The sequence below is a fragment of the Streptosporangium pseudovulgare genome (assembly GCF_014648055.1).
Lineage (GTDB): Bacteria > Actinomycetota > Actinomycetes > Streptosporangiales > Streptosporangiaceae > Streptosporangium > Streptosporangium pseudovulgare.
This window is the reverse complement of sequence record NZ_BMQJ01000016.1, coordinates 69,879-87,469: the sequence shown is the minus strand read 5'-3', so window position 1 is coordinate 87,469 and position 17,591 is coordinate 69,879. Positions and strand designations below refer to the sequence as shown.

Here is a 17,591-nt window from a genome sequence, read left to right as displayed (position 1 = left end):
GCCCTGTGGCGGGTCTCCCGGGCGCGGGGCGCCGGCGCGGGTCACGGGTCGCCGGCGGGCCGGACCAGGCCGGTGGTGCCGTCGACGGTCAGCAGCTGGTCGTCGCGGAAGGCGGTGGTGGCGGTACCGGTGGCCACCACGGCGGGCACGCCGTACTCGCGGGCGATGATCGCCGGGTGCGACAGCAGGCTGCCGCGGTCGGTGACCAGCGCGCCGACGCTGGGGAACAGCACCGCCCACTGGGCCGTGGTCTCCGGGCAGACCAGCACGTCGCCGCGGCGCAGTTTGCCGAACTCGGTGACGGAGGTGATGACGCGGGCCGGCCCGGTGTAGCGGCCGGCGGAGGCGGCGACCCCGCGCAGCGCGCCGGCCTCGGCCTGCCCCGCGCCGCCGGGGCCGCCGAACAGCCGCATCGACCACTGCATGACCGCCATGACGTGCTCGGCGCCCGCGGAGGGCGGCGCCATGCCGGGCGCGAGGGCCATCGGGGCGGGCGGGGTGCCGTAGAAGGGCGGGCCGGGGTGGGCCAGCGCCCAGGCGTGCTCGCCGCGGCCGCGGCCGACCTGGTCGTGGCGGGGCCGGTGGTCGGTCAGGGCGGCCAGCGCCTCGGGGTGCTCCAGGAAGAACACGTCCCCGGCGTCGCCGACCGTGCCTGCGGCGGCCAGCCGGCGGCCGATCTCCAGGGCTGCGTAGCGCACCAGCGCCCACAGCGACACGGCGTAGAAGACCTTCTCGTCGCGGACCGGGCCGCCCAGGTCGCTGCCGGCCAGCGCCGCCGCGAAGCGCTCGCGCTCGGCGTCGGTACGGCCGGCCAGCGCCTCCCGGGCCTCCTCCATGGCCTCCTGCCGGCGGGCGTCCAGGCGGGCGCGTTCGGCGGCCAGGTCGTAGGGGGCGTCCAGCTGGGCGCGCACCAGGTTGAGCAGCACCTCGGGCTGCTCGGCGAGGGTGGGGTCGGTGAGGGTGAAGCCGATGGTCCGGTGGCCGTAGTCGCGCACGTAGTCGTCGAAGGCGTCGGCGAATCCGGGGTCGGTCTCGCGGAGCCGCCCGGGGGTGAGCGGCTCGCCGGACTCCAGCAGGGCGCGCGTCGCGGGCCGGGCGGCGGCGGTCCTGGCCAGGTCGCCCAGCCCGGTGGTGGCCGGCACGTGGTCGCCGGTCAGGCCGCCGCGCAGCCGCAGCGTCCGCGCGGGGTCCCAGCCGAGGAGTTCGGCGCAGGCGACGCCGAGTCGCCCGAACAGGAAGACGGCGGCTCCGGTGAGCCGGAAGTAGACGTCGTGCATGCGGGCGAAGTGCCGCATCAGCTCGCCGAAGTGGGCGGCGAGGTCGACGTCGGACAGCGCGGCCGGGTCGATCCGGCGCAGGCCGGCCAGGTCGGCGGCGACGCGCGGTTTGATCTCCTTGTTCCACTCGCGGATCAGCCGCTCGGGCTCGTCGTCCTCGATCCGCGCGGCGATCTTCTCGACGCGGGCGACCATGTCGGTGATGGTGTCGGGCGGGGTGGTGACGTAGGTCCAGCCGCCGATGGCGCGGGCGCTGGGCGTCACGCCGGTGCTGAAGGCGAAGACGTGGCGGGCCGCGTCGCTGAAGACGGGCATGAAGACCGAGCGCTGCAGCGGGACCCAGGGCCGGTCGGTGTTGCGGTCGCGGCTGGAGAAGCCGGGCGGCGGCTCCCCGATGGCGATCGGGATCTGCTGTTGCGGCCGTCCGGGCAGGCCGGTGATCGGACGGGCCTGCACCAGCCACACCCGCTCGTCGTCGATGACCCATTCGATGTCCTGGGGGGCGCCCAGGTGGGCGGCGACGGACCGGGCGAGGCCGGCCACCTCGCGCGCCTGTTCGGGGGTCAGGGCGTCCTGGTCGCCGGAGGTGTGCTCGGCGTGCTCGCCGCGCACCACCCACTCGTCGGCGGTGACCTCGCCGGACATGAGGCGCTCGCCCAGGCCGCGGACCGCGCTGATGACGACCTCGCCGTCGTCGCCGGTCACCGGGTTGACGCTGAAGGCGGCCCCGGCCGCGCGGGCGGCGACCATCCGCTGCACCAGCACGCCGACGCCCTCCGGCGCGTCACCGCCGCGGTAGGCCCTGACCCGCTCGGAGAACCCGGAGGCCCAGCAGGTCCGCACCGCCTCCGCCAGCGCGTCCGGGCCGCGCACGTCGAGCACCGACTCGTACTGGCCGGCGTAGGACATCCCGGCCAGGTCCTCGGCGACGCCGGAGGAGCGCACCGCGACCGCCTCGGCGCCCAGCCGGTCCAGGGCGGCGGCCAGCTCCCCGGCCAGCCCGTCCGGCAGGGGCGCGTCGGCGGTCCACCGGCCGGCGCCGGCCGCCGCCAGGCTGTCCTCCAGCGCCCCGGTGGTCACCGCGAACCCGTCGGGCACGGCGAACCCGGCGCGGCCGAGCTCTCCGAGCACGGCGGCCTTGCGGCCGACCCCGGACACGTCGTCCAGCCCGATCCGCGACAGCGCCAGCACGTAGCTCACGTCAGCACTCCTCTCGACGAACGTCGCTCCCCGCCACTTCAACAGGTCCACCTCGAGGATGACTTGAGCGGCACTCGAACGGGGGTCGAATGATCATTTCTGTGAGATCGTTATCGCCTGGACCGGGCAGCCGGTGGCGGCCCGGCTGACGGCGGCGCGCCGCTCCTCGGCGGGGCCGGGGTCGCGCAGCAGGACGTGACCCTCCTCCTCGCACTGGCCGAAGACGTCGGGCGCGGCCATGACGCACTGGCCGGAGCCGATGCAGCGCTGCTGGTCGACGGTGAGGCGCATCCGGGGTCCTCCTTTCCGGTTCCTCGCGGCGGGGGCCGCGGCAGGGGTCATGACGGGGCTGTCAGGGGGTTCGCGGTGGTGGTCACGGCGGGGCCGGCACAGATGTCACGGGACTCCCCCGGCCCGGTACGGAGGTCACGGCGCTCCCCCGGTCCGGTACCGGAGGTCACGGCGCTCCCCCGGCCGGTGCGGCCTGCGTCAGGGCGTAGGACATCACCGGCTCGGGCAGGGTGAAGGCCGTCTCCTCCCGGCAGAGGGCGTCCAGTCCCTCGGGGCGCAGGAACCGCTGCTCCACGAGCTGCTCGATGAGGGACTCGGCGTCGTTGAGGTCGGTGCCCAGCAGCGCGGCGGCGCGGCTGGCGGTCAGCGTGCCGGCGTCGTGCTCGGCCAGCAGCCGCAGGGTCCGCTGGGCGCGGGGGTTGAGCCGCAGGTAGCCGGGGGCCAGGCGGGCGGCGACGTCGAACCCGCCGAAGCGCAGCTCGGTCAGCAGCCGGCGCCGGTCGCCGAGCCGGTCGGCGAGTCTGCGCAGCGGGTAGTTGGGGTCGGTGCCGAGCTTGGCCCCGGCGGTGCGGACGGCCAGCGGCAGCCGGCCGCACCGTTCGACGATGGCCAGGGCCGCCTCCTCCTCGGCCTCCACGCGGGCGCGGCCGATGGCCGTGCACAGCATCCGCAGGCACTCCTCGGGGCTGAGGGCGCCGACCTCCAGCTGGCGGGCGCCGGGCAGAGAGGACAGGCCGTTGGAGCCGGTCACCAGCACGGCGCACCGGGAGCCGCCGGGCAGCAGGGGCAGCGCCTGCGCCGCCGAGACGGCGTCGTCGAGCAGGACCAGCAGCCTGGACTCGGCGGTGCGGCTGCGGAACAGCTGGGTGCGCTCCTCCAGCGTGGCCGGCAGCTGCGCGGTGTCGATGCCGATGGCCTGCAGGAAGGAGCCCAGCACGGTGAAGGGGTCGACGGCGCCGGCGCGGCTGCCGCCCAGGTCGGCGAAGAGCTGGCCGTCGGGGAACTGCACCCGCACCCGGTGGGCCACCCGGGTGGCCAGCGTCGTCTTGCCCGCTCCGGACATCCCGGTGATGGAGACCAGGCGCAGCGCGGTGCTCTGCGGGGTGTCGGTCAGCAGCGTGGTCAGGGTCTTGACGAGCTGGTCGCGGCCGGCGAGGTCGGCGATGTCGGGGGGAAGCTGGGCCGGGGTGACGAACGAGGCGGCCCTGGCCGGGGGCGGCGTCTCGGCGGCGGACGGCGACAGTTCGGCGTTGAGCAGTTCCCGTTGCAGCTCGCGCAGGGCGGTGGAGGGTTCGATGCCGAGCTCCTCGCGCAGGTTGCGGCGCAGCGTCTGGTAGACCTCCAGCGCCTCGGAGCGCCGTCCCGACCGCTGCAGGCTGATCATCAGCTTGGCGTGGAAGCCCTCGTGGAAGGGGTGGTGGCAGATGAGCAGCTTGAGCTCGGAGATCAGCTCCCGGTGCAGCCTGAGCTGCAGCCGGGCCTCCACCCGCATCTCCAGCGCCTGCAGCACATCCTCGGCGACCTGGTTGACCTGGGCGCTGAGCACCGGGCCCAGGTCAACGTCCACCAGCGGGGCGGCCGGGCACATCGCCAGCGCCCGGTTGAGCGCCTCCAGCGCCTCGCGGGTCTCCCCCTCGCCGAGCAGGGCGCGGGCCTGTTCGACCAGTTCGTCGAAGACGTCCTTGTCGAGCGCCTGGGGTTCCAGGTGCAGGATGTAGCCGAGCGGCTTGGTCTCCAGCACCTTCTCGCCGCCGCGGTCGACCGCGGTCAGCGTGCGGCGCACCTGGTAGACGTAGGTCTGCAGGGTGGCCAGCGCGCTGACCGGCGGGTTGGCGCCCCACAGCTCCTCGATCAGGGTGCCGGTGGTGACGACCCGGCCCCGGCGCAGCGCCATCAGGGCCAGGACGCTGCGCAGCTTGGGCGCGCTGGGGGTGACGTCGACGCCTTCGTAGGTGGCCTTGAGCGCACCCAGTACCGAGACCTTCATCGGGCGCCCACCTCCATGGGGACGCGCTCGGCGATGGCCTGGCTGTTGACGACGACGACCCGGATGATCTCGCAGATCTTCGCGACCTGCGTCCGGGTGACGCTCATCCCGGTCGGCAGGGCCAGCACCCGTTCCGACAGGTGCTCGGTGGCCGGCAGCGGGGGCCGGTCCGCGTACGGCGCCATCCGGTGGCAGCCGGGGTGGAAGTAGCGGCGGGCCAGCACGTTCTCCTGGTGCAGCAGGTGCCGCAGGGTGTCGCGGCTGATCCCGGCCCGCCGCGGGTCGACCTCGATGACGACGTACTGGTAGTTGTGGCGTTCGCCCTCGTCGAAGGGGATCAGCCGGATGCCCGGCACGCCGGCCAGCCCCGCCCGGTAGCGGCGGTAGTTGTCCAGGTTGCGGGCGACGAAGCGGTCGATGCTGTCGAGCGAGGTCAGCCCCATGGCGGCGGACGCCTCGTTCATCTTGGCGTTGATGCCGACGTGGCTCACCTCGTCCTCGGCGGTGATGCCGAAGTTCCTGATGCTCTGCACCCGCCGGGCCAGGGACTCGTCGTTCGTCACCAGGGCGCCGCCCTCGAAGGCGTTGACGAACTTGGTGGAGTGGAAGCTGAAGATCTCGGCGTCGCCGAACCCGCCGACCGGGCGGCCGCCCCGGGTGCAGGCGAAGGCGTGGGAGGCGTCGAAGAACAGCGCCAGCCCGTGCCGGCGGGCGACGGCCTCCAGCCGTTCGGCGGGCGCCGTCCTGCCCCACAGGTGGACGGCCAGGATGGCGCTGGTGCGCGGCCCGATGAGGGTCCGGGCGTGGTCGGGGTCGATCTGGCCGGTCAGCGGGTCGACGTCGCAGAACACCGGGGTCAGCCCGAGCCAGGAGACGACGTGGGCGGTGGCGGCGAACGTCAGCGACGGGACGATGATCTCGCCGGTGAGGTCGGCCGCCCGGATCGCCAGTTGCAGGGCGGAGGTGGCGTTGCAGGTCGCCACGGCGTACCGGGTGCCGGCCGCCTGGGCGACGCGTCGTTCGAACTCCTTGGCCAGGGGCCCGTCGTTGGACAGCCAGCCTCTGGCGAAGGCCGCGTCCAGGCGGGCGGAGAAGCGTTCGCGGTCGCCGATGTTGGGCGCTCCCACCCGGAGAGGGTGCTCGAAGGCCGGCGCTCCACCGAACCCCGCTAAATCCTCCAAAATGCGCTTCACAGACTCACCGTCGCATTCCACGGAGATCACCTATCTCTGATGCGTCCGATGGTGGTCCCCCGTACTCGCGGGCCGCTGTGGCGCTGCTCGGACCGAACTTGAGCGAAACTCGATCAGACCACCGCGAATCGGACAAAGCCAAGGCCGCGGGCGGCGGCGAGCCGGCCCACGGCCTTGACGATCGGCGCATCCGGCGGATATGGCCCGCCCACGGCGTCGCCGGTCGGCGGGTACGGCCCGCTCAGGGCCTGCCGCGCCCGGCGACGAACTCCCTGATCGAGCCGACCATGTAGTCGGTCATCTCGGCGGTGATGCCCGGATAGACCCCGACCCAGAACGTCCGCTCGGTGATGAGGTCACTGTTGGCCAGGTCCCCCACCTTCACGTGCGGCGCGTCCCGGTAGGCGGGCTGACGGGTCAGGTTGCCGGCGAACAGCAGCCGGGTGGCGATGCGCCGCGACTCCAGGAAGTCGACCAGCTCGCGGCGGGTGAACGGCGCCTCCGGCAGCACGGTGACGACGAACCCGAACCAGCTCGGGTCGCTGCCCGGCGTGGCCCGCGGCAGCAGCAGGCCCGGCACCCCGTCCAGCCCTTCGCGCAGCCGGCGCCAGTTGCGCCGCCGCGCCTCGACGAAGTCCGGCAGCTTCCTCAGCTGGCTCAGCCCCAGCCCGGCCTGGATGTCGGTGGTCTTCAGGTTGTAGCCGACGTGGGAGAAGATGTACTTGTGGTCGTAGCCGGACGGCAGCGCCCCCATGTCGTGGCTGAAACGGCGCAGGCAGCGGTTGTCCTCGCCCGGCTCACACCAGCAGTCCCGCCCCCAGTCGCGCATCGACTCCACCACCCGCGCCAGCGCCAGGTTGTCGGTCAGCACGCAGCCGCCCTCGCCCATGGTGATGTGGTGGGCCGGATAGAAGCTGACGGTGGCCAGGTCGCCGAAGGTGCCGGTGTTGCGGCCCTGATAGGTGGAGCAGACCGCGTCGCAGTTGTCCTCCACGAGGAACAGGTCGTGCTCCTCGGCGAAACGGGCGATCTCGGCGACCGGGAACGGGTTGCCCAGCGTGTGGGCCATCATGATGGCCCTGGTCCGCGGCGTCAGCGCCGCCTCGACCCGCTCCAGGGTCGTGTTGTAGGTGCCGAGCTCCACGTCGACGAAGACCGGGACCAGGCCGTGCTGCAGGATCGGGTTGACCGTGGTCGGGAAGCTCGCCGCGACCGTGATGACCTCGTCGCCCGGCCGCAGCCGCCGGTCCTCCAGCTCCGGCGCGGTCAGGGCGGCCACGGCCAGCAGGTTGGCCGAGGACCCGGAGTTGGTCAGATGCGCCTTGCGCAACCCCAGCGTCTTGGCGAACAGCCGCTCGAAGCGCAGGGCGGTCGCGCCCGAGGCGATGCGCATCTCGATGGCCTGCTCGGCCAGGGCTACGCGGTCGTCTTCGTCCAGGACGGCGCCTGAGGTCTGGATCGGCGTGACGCCGGGGACGAAGACCGGTGCGGTCGTCCGCTCATGATGGAGTTTGCGGACGTGCTCAATGAGGATCTGCTTGACCTGATCAGCCACGGCCGGATGCCCTCCATTTCGATGCGTTTGCGGTCAGCCTGACGCGGCCCGCCGGTGAAGCGCTGGAGTATCGCTGGCAGTTCGCCAGAGGGCGTGCAGCGACTCCCCCGGCCTGTGCTGGGGGATCCAGCGCAGCGTGCGGCGCGCGGCGGAGACGTCGACGAGCTGCGGGCCGGAGTCGGCGTCGCGCCGCCCCGCCGGGCGGGGCACGGTGACCGTCCGCACCGGCACCCCGCTGATCCGGATGAGCCGGTCGACCAGGCCGGCGACCGAGGACGGGCGCCCCCGGGCGACGTTGAGGACCGGCGGGGTGGCGGAGATCTTCACCGCCTTGACCACGGCGCAGGCCGCGTCCCGCACGTCCAGGAAGTCCCGCTCCCCCGACAGCTCGGGCACCTCCAGGGTCTCGGGTCGCCGCGCCAGCCGCCCGGCCAGCCCGCCGAACAGGCTCTCGGCCGGCGCGTGCGGGCCGATCGTGGCGCTCAGCCGCAGCACCACCCCGTCGAGGCGGCGGGCGGCCACCGCGTCGGTGACGATCCGGGTGCCGGCCAGCTTGGAGCGCGCGTACGGCGTCACCGGGTGCTCGGGGGTGTCCTCCGTCAGCACCCGGCAGCCGGCGGGCTGCGCGCCGTACTCGTAGACCGAGCCCAGGTGGACCAGGCGGATGTGCTCGCGGCCCGCGGTGATCACGCCCACCAGGCGCGCGACGAGCTCCCGGTTGGAGCGCGCCATGTCGTGCTCGGTGACCCGCCACAGCGCGCCGGCCGCGTTGACCACGACGCGGGGCCGTACCAGGTCCAGGAAGCGGCCCAGGTCCGCGGTCGTGGCCGCGGCCAGGTCGGCGAGGTACAGGTGGCAGCCGGGCGGCAGCGCCGCCGCCCGGCGGGCCACCGCCGTCACCTCGTAGCCCGCCTCGGCCAGGCCGGCGCAGACGAACCGGCCGAGGTAGCCCGTCCCGCCGACCACCAGCGCGGCCGGGCGGGACGGCCGTGCGATGTCGTCCGTGAAGTCCATGAGGCGCTCCTGTCCGCCGCGTCAGCTGTAGTCCGCGACGACCTCGTAGATGCCGAACGTCTCGGCGCGCCCGCGGTCCTGCAGAGGCCGCAGCGGCGAGGTGGTCCCCCGGTGGCCCGCGCCCTCCTCCCAGGCGCGGAAGGAGGCCATGTCGCGCCACCTGCTCAGCACGACGAAGCCACCGGTACGGCGGGCGTCGCCCAGCAGCTCGTTGCCGAGCAGGCCGGGTGTGCCGGCCAGCCGGCCGCTGACGGCGTGGTAGGCCCGCTCCACCGCGCCGGGGTCCCCGGCGGGCGCCGCGGCGTACAGCAGGACCCTGACCTCACCGACCATCGCCGGCCCCGGCCATGGAGTGGACGACGTTCATGGTGACCATCGAGCCGCTGCTGCGGTAGGGGTGCAGCGTCCTGCGGTGCTCCAGGTGCTGGTCGCTGCGCTCGTACTCGCGGAAGCGCGCCTCGTCGGTCCAGTCGCTGACGATGTAGTAGACGCCCTCCTCCTCGGCGCTCTTCGACAGCCACTGGCCCAGGTTGGCCGGCTGGCCGGTGATCACATCGGCGCCGGCCAGCCAGGCCCGCTCGAACTCCTCCTCGCGCCCCGGCACCAGCTCCATGCGCAGCAGCACCCGGAAGGCCGTCTGACGCCCCGCCATCTCAGATCCCCCCGTCGACGTTGACGGTCTCGCCGGTGATGTAGCCGGCCAGGTCGCTGGCCAGGAACAGCACCGTGTTGGCGATCTCCTCGGTACGGCCCAGCCGCCGCACCGCCGTCATCTGCCGATAGCGCGCCAGCACCTCCGGTGAGAGCTCGGCCTCGGTGGCGATGACGCCGGGCGCCACCACGTTCACCCTGATCCCGCGCGGGCCCAGCTCCTTGGCCAGCGAGCGGCACAGCCCGGCCAGGCCCGCCTTGGCGGCGGTGTAGTGGGCGCGCAGCGGGATGCCGACGGTCGCGACCCGGGAGCCGACGTTGACCACCGAGGCCGACTCGCCGAACAGCGGCAGCGCCTTCTGCGTGACGAGGTAGGCGGCGGTGAGGTTGGTGTCCACCACCCGGTGCCACTCCTCGACGGGCAGGTCGGCGAAGGGGACGTGGCTGATGACGCCGGCGTTGTTGACCACCACGTCCAGCCGGCCCAGCCGGGTGCGGCACTCGCCGATGAGGCGGTCGATCTCCTCGGGGCTGCCGACGTCGGCGCGCACCACGTGGTGGTCGCCGCCGATGGCCTTCAGCTCCCGTTCGAGGGTCCCGACGTGCTCGCTTTCGTTGCGGTAGCAGGTCAGCACGTCGGCGCCGGCCCGGGCCAGGGCGAGGACGACGCCCCGCCCGATGCCCCGCGTGCCGCCGGTCACGAGCACTTTCTTTCCCGCCAGTGAGATTCCTGCGTTCGCCGTCATGGCGCTTCGGCTCCTTCGGTCGTTCGGGTGCGGTCGGTGGGTCCGTTCAGGGATCCGTACGGGGATCCGTACGGGGATCCGCACGGGGGTCCGCACGGTGGGTCGTTCGGCGGGCGCGGCCGGAGCCGGCCGCGCGGTCGTGCGATCGTGCGTCATGCGTCGTGCGGTCGTGCGCCGATGCGGTGTCGGTGTGGTGCCGGTGCGGTCAGGCCAGTTGCGAGGTCGTGACGACGTTGACGAGGAAGGCCAGCAGCGCCAGCGAGGTGCGGAAGGCGTTCCACGCCCGCCAGCGGCGGCGGGGGTCGATGGACTCCCAGTCGCGCGGCTGCCGGTCGGGGTCCAGTGCCCTGACCATCCGGTTGACCGGGACGTTCCGGGTGACGGAGACGCCCATGACGGCCGCCTGCAGCAGCGCCGCGGCGGCGAAGGCCCACCGGGCGGAGCCCTCGACCAGCACCGCGGCCAGCACCACGTCCAGCACGAGCGTGGCCCCGTTGGTGATCGGCATGATCGGGTCGAACCGCGGCCACATGAACTGCACGAGCTGGACGTAGCGGCCGTAGGGCAGGCTGAGCATCATCGGGGCGATGCCGATGACGGTGGACAGCATGATCCCGGCGGCGACGCCGTTGGCCAGCACGGCCACCGCCGCGACGGTCTCGCCGTCGACGAGACCGCCGGCGGTGGTGCCGGCCAGGACGCCGGCCGCGTGCGCGGCGACGCTCATGACACCGGGCTCGCCGTCCGGGCCGCCCGCTCGACCAGGCTCTTGATGCGGCCCATCTCCCGGACGCTGTTGCGGTTGATCCGCTCGGTCATCCGCTCGTCGTCGACGGGCGCCTGGGGCTTCATGTGGAAGTCCTGGGTCCAGCGCATCCGCACCCCGCCGGGCGTCTCGGTGTACTCCCAGCGGATGTCCATGTACTCGAACGGCCCGGTCTCCACCCGGCGGGCCCGCACGGTGCGGGTCACCGGGTCGGGGGTGCGCTCCGACACCCAGCTCCACACCTTCCCCTGCTCGTCGGGGCGCATGGTCAGGCGGAACCGCACGGTGTCGCCGTCGCGGTACAGGATCTCGGCGGAGGCGTACTCGGTGAACAGCCCCGGCCAGGACTCCACGTCGTTGGTCATCGACCAGACCAGGTCGAGGGGGGCGTCGATCACGACCTCGTTGTCGGTGTGGCCGCTCATGCCGCGACCCCCTCCTCCAGCAGGCCGTTGATGTACTCCAGCGTCCGGCGCGGGGTGGCCATCGTCTCGTCGAGGGATTCGTCGGGGACCTTGACCGGGTACCTCGCCTCGATCTCGCGGGCGACGTTCATCACGGCCAGCGAGTCGAACCCCAGGTCGCCCATGGGCTCGTCCAGGATGTCCTGCTCCAGGTCGATCGACTCGTCGTAGCCGACCGCCAGCAGCATGCACTCCCTGAGGTCGTCCAGCGTCAACTGCGTCATCTTCTCCTCCTGTCCGATCGGGCCGATCGGGCTGTTCTGGCTTTTCGGGTTGTTCGGGCTGTCCGAGGTGTGTGGGATGCCGGGTCTGATGGGGCCGTCACCGGCTCAGGGCGCGGTGAGGACCATCGCCGAGTTGAAGCCGCCCGCGCCGCGCGCCAGCACCAGCGCCGTGCGAACCCGGGCGTCCCGCGGCCCGCCGTACACCAGGTCGATGTCGCAGGCGGGGTCGAGGTGCGCGGTGCCGACCGTCGGCGGGATCACCGCGTCCCGGATCGACAGCAGCGCGGCGGCGGCGTCCAGCGCCGACCCGCCGGCGTACAGCCGTCCGGTCATGGTCTTGGGGGCGGTCACCGGGACGCCGCGCGGGCCGAACACGGCGGTGATCGCCTCGGCCTCGGCCCGGTCCTGCTCCGGGACCCCGGCGGCGTCGGCGAAGACGACGTCCACCTCCTCCGGGGCGCGGCCCGCGTCGGCCAGGGCCTGGACGATGGCCCGGCGCAGCGCCGGGGGCCGTCCGCTGCCCGGCCGGGGGTCGAACGTCGCGGCGTACCCGGCGATCTCCCCGTAGGGGTTCGCCGCGCGCGAGCGCGCCGACTCGGCGGTCTCGACGACCAGGATCGCGCCGCCCTCGCCCGGCACGTGGCCGCGGGCCCGCCGGTCGAAGGGCAGGTAGCACTCGTCGGGGTTGCGCGCGTCCGACAGGCGGCCGCTCTTGATCTGGCAGACCAGCGCGTACGGCGACAGCGGCGCCTCGGTGCCGCCGGAGACGACGACGCCGCCGTCCTCGCGCAGCACCCGCCGGGCCTGGCCGAGGGCGTCCAGCCCGCCGGCCTGCTCGGAGACGACGACGCCGCAGCGGCCGCGCGCCTTCTCCCTGATCGAGATCTGCCCGGTGGTGGCGGCGTAGAACCAGGCGATCGACTGGTAGACGCCGACGGCGCCGGGCCCCTGCGACCACAGCCGCCCGATCTCGCGCTGGCCGAACTCGTTGCCGCCCGAGGAGCTGGCCGTGACCACGCCGACGCCGTACTCCGGCATCCCGGCGGCCTCGACGCCGGCGTCACGCAACGCCATGGTGGTCGCCGCCAGCCCGAACTGGGTCCAGCGGTCGGTCTGGACGATGAGCCGGCCGGGCACGAACTCGGCGGCGGCGAACTCCTCGACCGACCCGGCCAGGGTGGTGGAGTAGCCGGAGGGGTCGAAGGCGCTGATCTGGTCGATCCCGCTCTTTCCGGCCAGGGTGGCGCTCCAGTACGCCTCGGCGCCCACGCCGTTCGGCGCGATGATCCCCAGGCCGGTCACCAGTGCTCGTGTGCTCATGTCTCCCGCCGCTCCGGTCGTCGCAGCAACATCGCCGTCTGGAAGCCGCCGAACCCGCTGCCGACGGTCAGCGCCACGTCCACCCGCCGCCTGCGGGCGACCTTGGGCACGTAGTCGAGGTCGCACGCCTCCTCGCCGTTCTCCAGGTTGGCCGTGGGCGGCACCACGCCGTGCTCGATCGCCAGGGCGCACGCGGCGATCTCGATCGAGCCGATGGCGCCCAGGGAGTGGCCGACCATGGACTTGATGGAGCTGACCGGCACCCGGTAGGCGTGCTCGCCCAGGCTCGCCTTGAACGCGGCGGTCTCGTGGCGGTCGTTCTGCTTGGTGCCCGAGCCGTGGGCGTTGACGTAGTCCACGTCCTCGGGCCGGAGGTCCGCCCGGCGTAGCGCCACGGTGATCGCCTCGGCCATCTCCCGTCCGTCGGGCCGCAGACCCGTCATGTGGTAGGCGTTGCCGCGGCTGGCGAACCCGGCGATCTCGCTGTAGACGCGCGCGCCGCGCCGGGCGGCCGCCCCGGCCTCCTCCAGGACGAACACCGCCGAGCCCTCGCCGATGACGAACCCGTCGCGGTCGCGGTCGAACGGCCGGGAGGCGTGCCCGGGGTCGTCGTTGTTGGGCGAAGTGGCCTTGATGGCGTCGAAGCAGGCCACGCTGATCGGGGAGATCGGCGCGTCCGTCGCGCCGGCCACGACGACGTCGGCGCTGCCGTCCTCGATGAGCTGTACGGCGTGCCCGACCGCGTCCAGGCCGGAGGTGCAGCCCGTGGAGATCAGCGCGACCGGTCCCTCGGCGCCGCAGCGCCAGGCCACGTCGCGGGCGATGCTGCTGGGCACCAGGTAGTCGTACAGGTGCGCGGAAGCCCTGGACTCGTCCACCAGCCAGGTCCGGCCGCCGTCGCTGACCGCGAGGTAGCCCTCCTCCAGCCGCATCGTGCAGCCGACCGCGCTGCCGATGACGACCCCGAGGCGCCCCGGGTCCGCCGCGGAGAGGTCGAGGCCGCTGTCGGCGATCGCCTCGTCGGCGCTGACCAGCGCGAACTGGGTGGCGCGGTCCTTGGTGGCGGCCTCCTCGGCGGTCAGGCCGCAGGCCACGGGGTCGAAGTCGCACTCGGCGGCGATGCGGGACCGGAAACCCTCCGCGTCGAACAGCGACAGCGCCCGCGTCGCGGTGCGCCCGCCGGTCAGCAGGTCCCAGAACCGCGCCACGCCCACCCCGCCGGGCGCGACCACGCCGATGCCGGTGATGACGGCTCTGCGGCGGCCCATCACACCCTCGCGATCTCGGGGTGCGGCGCCTCCGGGTGCGGCAGCTCCTCGGTGTCGACGTGCCCCAGGCTCGGCTCGGGCGCCAGCGGGCACAGGTGGAAGACCACCTCGGCCGGTTCGGCGGCGAGGTTCGTCACCCGGTGCCGGGCGCCGATCGGGACCAGCAGCCCCTCCCCCGCCGCCACCGGCGTGTCGGCGCCGTCCACCCGGACGGTGACCGCGCCGCGGACGACGTAGAGGAACTCCTCCGAGTACGGGTGGTAGTGCTCGGAGACGTACTCGCCGCCGAGCAGGGTCAGCACGCCCAGGAAGCCCGTCGTGGCGCCGGCCGTCTTCGGGCCGAGCACGACGCGGATGTCGCCTCCGCGGCGGCGGTTGGCCGGGACGTCGCACAGCCGCACTGCTCGCGGCGCGGCCCGGGGCGGCTCGGTCATGGGTCCTCCTCGCGTCGTTCTGTGGTCGCTCACGGGCGCCGCCACTCGTAGAAGGGGGCGGCCATGGCGTCGGCGGGCTCGCGCCAGCCGGGGTCGTAGGGCCGCACGTACTCGGCGAGGCCCTCGTCGACCGAGCGGAACAGCGGGTGACTCCGCACGTCGCGCAGCGGCCCCGACAGCTCCTCGTCGGTCTCCACCAGGTGGAAGTACAGGTCGTGGAAGGCGAACAGGGTGCGCCGGGTCACGCCCAGCATGTGAGGGAGCTCGGTGGCGTCCGACTCGGCGAACAGCCGGGCGACCGGTTCGGTGTGCCGCCGCTCCAGCCGGGCCACGATGAGCTTGCGGTGGGACAATCTGCGGCCTCCTCTGCTCCGCCGGCCCGCTCGCGGCCGGCCACCCGCAAGTAGCTGATGGGCAAATGCTGACCGCGCCCGGTGGTGGCCGGATCGAAGATGCCTTGCGCCGCTCTGGCGAGCCGTCGGAACCCGGCACCGCCGTCGCCGCGCGGCGGCGTGACAGGCGCAAGGGGGCCACCGGAATACGGCGGAAACGGGCCGCGGGCTTGGTCGCTGATCGTTGAGATCCCGGCGTTCCGGCTGCTACCAGACCAGGAGGCTTGAGGAACAACAGAACGCCGGTGGCGGTGACCGCCGGAGTACCGCGCCGGTTGGTCGACGCGTTCGGGGCCCGCGGAGACCGCGCAGGTTCAGGGATGTTCACAGCCGCCCCGCTCAAGCGGGGAGGGGCCGGTCCCACGTTCCGGCCGCCGGACTGGCCGAGCTTGCGGAGACCGTCCACGCACCCGCCGTCTACATCCACATCGATCTCGACGTCCTCGACCCCGCCGAGTTCGGATCGGTCGGCTTTCCCGAACCCGGTGGCGTCACCCCGGACGCGCTTCTCGCAGCCGTCCGAGCCCTCAGTGCCCGCAGCACCGTCGCGGGCCTCGGCATCACCGAATACCAGCTCGGCGACCCACGCGACGAAGAAATCCTGGCTTCTCTCGTCCCGGCGCTCGTGAAGGCCGTGCGATGACCGGCGGTATTCCGGCGGCACCCCCAGGGCGGCCTTCGCCGTCTCAGTGTTCCCGGTGGCGGTCGGCGAGGGCGGCCCCGGGTTCCCGGGGCACGCCGGGGCAGGCGGCTCCTAGGCGGTCCTCGTCGGTCCAGTGCAGGACGACGTACGGCTCGGCGTGCCCGTGGTAGCGGACGCGTTCACCGGTGACGCGGTAGCCGGCGTCGCGCGCCGGCTCGTCGGGTGAGCGGCGCGGAATCGGCACGGCCAGCAGGCCGACGTCCTGGTCGATCCGGGTGAGCAGGCCGTGGCAGGGCCCGCCGAGGCAGATCGCGGGGCGGTTCATGCCGGGTAGGCGTGGGTCTCGGTGGCCTTGACCGAGGCCCAGACCCGCAGGCCGGGGGTCAGGTCGAGGTCGGCCAGGGCGGCGGGGGTGATGTCGGCGAAGGCGGTGACGGGGCCGTCGAGGTGGACGCGGACGTTGTCGCCGTGGCGTTCGACCCCGCCGATGACGGCCTGCCACAGGTTGCGCGGGCTGCCGTCGGGGCGGGAGCGGTAGAGGGCGACGGCGGCGGGCGGGAACGCGACGAACACCGCCCCGTCCAGCCGCTCGGACGTGCTGAGCGGCAGTTCGCCGACCCTGACCCGCGTGCCGTCGGCCACGCCGCGGTACAGGTTGAGCCCGACCAGGCGGGCGACGTAGTCGGTGCGCGGGTGCCGGGCGACCTCGGCCGGGGTGCCCTGCTGGACGACCGTGCCGTTCTCGATGACGATCAGACGGTCTGCCAGCACCATGGCGTCCAGCGGGTCGTGGGTGACCAGGACGGTGGCGCCGTCGAAGTCGGCCAGGTGGCGGCGCAGCCGGGAGCGGATCTCCAGCCGGGTGTGGGCGTCGAGGGCGGCCAGCGGCTCGTCCAGCAGCAGCAGGCGCGGCCGTACGGCCAGCGCGCGGGCCAGCGCGACCCGCTGCGCCTGCCCGCCCGACAGCTCCCGGGGCCTGGCGGCGGCACGGTCGGCCAGGCCGACGCGTTCCAGCAGCTCGGCGGCCACCCGCCGGGACTCGGTCTTGGAGAACCCCTGGCAGCGGGGGCCGAAGGCCACGTTGTCCAGCGCCGTCAGGTGCGGGAAGAGCAGGTAGTCCTGGAAGACCACGCCGATCGGCCGCCCCTCGGCGGGCAGGGTGTGCAGCGCCCGGCCGTCCAGGCTGATCCGCCCGGCGGCCGTCATGGCGGTGAGCCCGGCCAGGGCGCGCAGGGCGGTGGTCTTGCCCGCGCCGTTCGGGCCGAGCAGCGCGACCACCTCGCCCGGCGCGACCTCCAGCGTCAGGTCCAGCTCGAAGGCGGGCCGGGTGACGACCAGGCGGGCCCGCAGGCTCATGACGCGCTCACCCATCGATCGCGCAGGCTGGCCAGGATGACGACGGAGACGGCCAGCAGGACCACGCTGAGCACGATCGCCGCCTCCGGCTCGGTCTCCAGGGCCAGGTAGACCGCCAGCGGCATGGTGCGGGTGGTGCCGGGGAAGTTGCCCGCGAAGGTGATGGTGGCGCCGAACTCGCCCAGGGCCCGGGCCCAGCACAGCACCGCTCCGGCCACCACGCCGGGCGCGATCATCGGCAGTGTGACGCGGCGGAACACGGTCCACCGCGAGGCCCCCAGCGTGGCCGCGGCCTCCTCGAAACGCCGGTCCGCGCCGCGCAGCGCGCCCTCGACGCTGATGACCAGGAACGGCATCGCCACGAACGCCTCGGCGACGATCACGCCGGCGGTGGTGAACGGCAGCGTGACGCCGAACGTGGCCTCCAGCCACTGCCCGATCAGGCCGCGCCGGCCCAGCACCAGCAGCAGCGCCACGCCGCCGACCACGGGCGGCAGCACCAGCGGTACGGTGACCAGGGCGCGCACCAGGCGGCGGCCGGGGAACTCCACCCGGGCCAGCAGCCAGGCCAGCGGCACGCCGAGCAGCAGGCAGGCGGCGGTGGCGACGGTGGCGCACACCAGTGACAGCCGCAGCGCCTCCAGCACGTGCGGCTCGGCCAGCCGCTGCGGCAGCGTCGGCCACGGTGCGCGGATCAGCAGCCCGGCCAGCGGCAGTACCAGGAACGCCAGCCCGAGCAGCGCGGGCAGCAGGAGCATCCACGGCAGGCGGCCGGAAAGCCGGCCGGGCGACGGCGACGGGCGGCCGGTG

The 17,591-nt window shown here is 73.7% G+C and carries 20 protein-coding genes; 1 reads left to right on the top strand and 19 read right to left on the bottom strand.

Annotation, left to right across the window (positions count from 1 at the left end):
• Positions 1–41 precede the first annotated feature (41 nt).
• From IEZ10_RS28255 to IEZ10_RS28180, 16 genes are all read right to left on the bottom strand, one after another.
• Positions 42–2,477, bottom strand: a complete 2,436-nt coding sequence (locus tag IEZ10_RS28255; RefSeq protein ID WP_189249569.1) for a PEP/pyruvate-binding domain-containing protein — start codon at positions 2,475–2,477, stop codon at positions 42–44.
• Positions 2,478–2,570: 93 nt separating this feature from the next.
• A complete protein-coding gene (locus IEZ10_RS28250) occupies positions 2,571–2,768 on the bottom strand; it encodes a ferredoxin (RefSeq protein WP_189249568.1) in 198 nt (65 codons plus the stop codon).
• A 166-nt stretch (positions 2,769–2,934) separates the two neighbouring features.
• Positions 2,935–4,755, bottom strand: coding sequence for an AfsR/SARP family transcriptional regulator (locus tag IEZ10_RS28245; protein WP_189249567.1), 1,821 nt, complete (start codon positions 4,753–4,755; stop codon positions 2,935–2,937).
• A complete protein-coding gene (locus IEZ10_RS28240; RefSeq protein ID WP_229811726.1) occupies positions 4,752–5,882 on the bottom strand; it encodes an aminotransferase class I/II-fold pyridoxal phosphate-dependent enzyme in 1,131 nt (376 codons plus the stop codon). The genes IEZ10_RS28245 and IEZ10_RS28240 overlap by 4 nt, the downstream gene beginning before the upstream one ends.
• Before the next feature lie 307 nt (positions 5,883–6,189).
• On the bottom strand, positions 6,190–7,503 hold the full coding sequence (rfbH, locus tag IEZ10_RS28235) for a lipopolysaccharide biosynthesis protein RfbH (protein WP_189249565.1): 1,314 nt from the start codon (positions 7,501–7,503) through the stop codon (positions 6,190–6,192).
• Positions 7,504–7,536: 33 nt separating this feature from the next.
• Complete coding sequence (locus tag IEZ10_RS28230; protein WP_189249564.1) at positions 7,537–8,517, bottom strand: NAD-dependent epimerase/dehydratase family protein; 981 nt, start codon at positions 8,515–8,517, stop codon at positions 7,537–7,539.
• A gap of 21 nt (positions 8,518–8,538) precedes the next feature.
• On the bottom strand, positions 8,539–8,850 hold the full coding sequence (locus IEZ10_RS28225) for an antibiotic biosynthesis monooxygenase family protein (RefSeq protein WP_189249563.1): 312 nt from the start codon (positions 8,848–8,850) through the stop codon (positions 8,539–8,541).
• Positions 8,840–9,169 carry an antibiotic biosynthesis monooxygenase family protein gene (locus IEZ10_RS28220; RefSeq protein WP_189249562.1) on the bottom strand — a complete coding sequence of 110 codons (330 nt, stop codon included), beginning with the start codon at positions 9,167–9,169 and terminating at the stop codon, positions 8,840–8,842. The genes IEZ10_RS28225 and IEZ10_RS28220 overlap by 11 nt, the downstream gene beginning before the upstream one ends.
• Position 9,170: 1 nt before the next feature.
• Positions 9,171–9,914 (bottom strand): SDR family NAD(P)-dependent oxidoreductase, encoded by a 744-nt coding sequence (locus IEZ10_RS28215; RefSeq protein ID WP_189249561.1) that lies wholly within the window; start codon positions 9,912–9,914, stop codon positions 9,171–9,173.
• A 205-nt stretch (positions 9,915–10,119) separates the two neighbouring features.
• Positions 10,120–10,641 (bottom strand): anthrone oxygenase family protein, encoded by a 522-nt coding sequence (locus IEZ10_RS28210; protein ID WP_189249560.1) that lies wholly within the window; start codon positions 10,639–10,641, stop codon positions 10,120–10,122.
• The gene (locus IEZ10_RS28205; RefSeq protein ID WP_189249559.1) at positions 10,638–11,105 is read right to left on the bottom strand and encodes an SRPBCC family protein; all 468 of its coding nucleotides are present in this window, start codon (positions 11,103–11,105) and stop codon (positions 10,638–10,640) included. The genes IEZ10_RS28210 and IEZ10_RS28205 overlap by 4 nt, the downstream gene beginning before the upstream one ends.
• The gene (locus IEZ10_RS28200) at positions 11,102–11,368 is read right to left on the bottom strand and encodes an acyl carrier protein (protein WP_189249558.1); all 267 of its coding nucleotides are present in this window, start codon (positions 11,366–11,368) and stop codon (positions 11,102–11,104) included. The genes IEZ10_RS28205 and IEZ10_RS28200 overlap by 4 nt, the downstream gene beginning before the upstream one ends.
• 105 nt (positions 11,369–11,473) lie before the next feature.
• The gene (locus IEZ10_RS28195) at positions 11,474–12,688 is read right to left on the bottom strand and encodes a ketosynthase chain-length factor (protein ID WP_189249557.1); all 1,215 of its coding nucleotides are present in this window, start codon (positions 12,686–12,688) and stop codon (positions 11,474–11,476) included.
• A complete protein-coding gene (locus IEZ10_RS28190; RefSeq protein ID WP_189249556.1) occupies positions 12,685–13,956 on the bottom strand; it encodes a beta-ketoacyl-[acyl-carrier-protein] synthase family protein in 1,272 nt (423 codons plus the stop codon). The genes IEZ10_RS28195 and IEZ10_RS28190 overlap by 4 nt, the downstream gene beginning before the upstream one ends.
• Positions 13,956–14,390, bottom strand: coding sequence for a cupin domain-containing protein (locus IEZ10_RS28185; RefSeq protein WP_189249555.1), 435 nt, complete (start codon positions 14,388–14,390; stop codon positions 13,956–13,958). The genes IEZ10_RS28190 and IEZ10_RS28185 overlap by 1 nt, the downstream gene beginning before the upstream one ends.
• Before the next feature lie 29 nt (positions 14,391–14,419).
• Entirely contained in the window at positions 14,420–14,743 is a 324-nt protein-coding gene (locus IEZ10_RS28180) for a TcmI family type II polyketide cyclase (protein WP_189249554.1), read from the bottom strand.
• A 223-nt stretch (positions 14,744–14,966) separates the two neighbouring features.
• Here IEZ10_RS28180 and IEZ10_RS40440 point away from each other — a divergent pair, with 223 nt between their 5' ends.
• Entirely contained in the window at positions 14,967–15,425 is a 459-nt protein-coding gene (locus tag IEZ10_RS40440) for an arginase family protein (RefSeq protein WP_189249553.1), read from the top strand.
• A 43-nt stretch (positions 15,426–15,468) separates the two neighbouring features.
• Here the strand turns inward: IEZ10_RS40440 and IEZ10_RS28170 are convergent, their stop codons facing one another.
• The 3 genes from IEZ10_RS28170 to IEZ10_RS28160 are packed head-to-tail and all read right to left on the bottom strand — an operon-like array spanning position 15,469 to position 17,539.
• A complete protein-coding gene (locus tag IEZ10_RS28170) occupies positions 15,469–15,750 on the bottom strand; it encodes a hypothetical protein (RefSeq protein ID WP_189249552.1) in 282 nt (93 codons plus the stop codon).
• Positions 15,747–16,796, bottom strand: coding sequence for an ABC transporter ATP-binding protein (locus IEZ10_RS28165; protein ID WP_229811725.1), 1,050 nt, complete (start codon positions 16,794–16,796; stop codon positions 15,747–15,749). Before IEZ10_RS28165 ends, IEZ10_RS28170 begins: the two co-directional genes overlap by 4 nt.
• Positions 16,778–17,539 (bottom strand): ABC transporter permease, encoded by a 762-nt coding sequence (locus IEZ10_RS28160; RefSeq protein ID WP_229811749.1) that lies wholly within the window; start codon positions 17,537–17,539, stop codon positions 16,778–16,780. Before IEZ10_RS28160 ends, IEZ10_RS28165 begins: the two co-directional genes overlap by 19 nt.
• Between the last annotated feature and the right edge of the window lie 52 nt (positions 17,540–17,591).

Excerpts from the sequence above, each read along its gene's own strand:
- IEZ10_RS28245 (WP_189249567.1), bottom strand. The coding sequence starts at position 4,755 with ATGAAGGTCTCGGTACTGGGTGCGCTCAAGGCCACCTACGAAGGCGTC.
- IEZ10_RS28165 (WP_229811725.1), bottom strand. The coding sequence starts at position 16,796 with ATGGGTGAGCGCGTCATGAGCCTGCGGGCCCGCCTGGTCGTCACCCGG.
- IEZ10_RS28220 (WP_189249562.1), bottom strand. The coding sequence starts at position 9,169 with ATGGCGGGGCGTCAGACGGCCTTCCGGGTGCTGCTGCGCATGGAGCTG.
- IEZ10_RS28230 (WP_189249564.1), bottom strand. The coding sequence starts at position 8,517 with ATGGACTTCACGGACGACATCGCACGGCCGTCCCGCCCGGCCGCGCTG.
- IEZ10_RS28170 (WP_189249552.1), bottom strand. The coding sequence starts at position 15,750 with ATGAACCGCCCCGCGATCTGCCTCGGCGGGCCCTGCCACGGCCTGCTC.
- IEZ10_RS28185 (WP_189249555.1), bottom strand. The coding sequence starts at position 14,390 with ATGACCGAGCCGCCCCGGGCCGCGCCGCGAGCAGTGCGGCTGTGCGAC.
- IEZ10_RS28225 (WP_189249563.1), bottom strand. The coding sequence starts at position 8,850 with ATGGTCGGTGAGGTCAGGGTCCTGCTGTACGCCGCGGCGCCCGCCGGG.
- IEZ10_RS28215 (WP_189249561.1), bottom strand. The coding sequence starts at position 9,914 with ATGACGGCGAACGCAGGAATCTCACTGGCGGGAAAGAAAGTGCTCGTG.
- IEZ10_RS28190 (WP_189249556.1), bottom strand. The coding sequence starts at position 13,956 with ATGGGCCGCCGCAGAGCCGTCATCACCGGCATCGGCGTGGTCGCGCCC.
- IEZ10_RS28200 (WP_189249558.1), bottom strand. The coding sequence starts at position 11,368 with ATGACGCAGTTGACGCTGGACGACCTCAGGGAGTGCATGCTGCTGGCG.
- IEZ10_RS28250 (WP_189249568.1), bottom strand. The coding sequence starts at position 2,768 with ATGCGCCTCACCGTCGACCAGCAGCGCTGCATCGGCTCCGGCCAGTGC.
- IEZ10_RS28210 (WP_189249560.1), bottom strand. The coding sequence starts at position 10,641 with ATGAGCGTCGCCGCGCACGCGGCCGGCGTCCTGGCCGGCACCACCGCC.
- IEZ10_RS28160 (WP_229811749.1), bottom strand. The coding sequence starts at position 17,539 with ATGCTCCTGCTGCCCGCGCTGCTCGGGCTGGCGTTCCTGGTACTGCCG.
- IEZ10_RS28195 (WP_189249557.1), bottom strand. The coding sequence starts at position 12,688 with ATGAGCACACGAGCACTGGTGACCGGCCTGGGGATCATCGCGCCGAAC.
- IEZ10_RS28205 (WP_189249559.1), bottom strand. The coding sequence starts at position 11,105 with ATGAGCGGCCACACCGACAACGAGGTCGTGATCGACGCCCCCCTCGAC.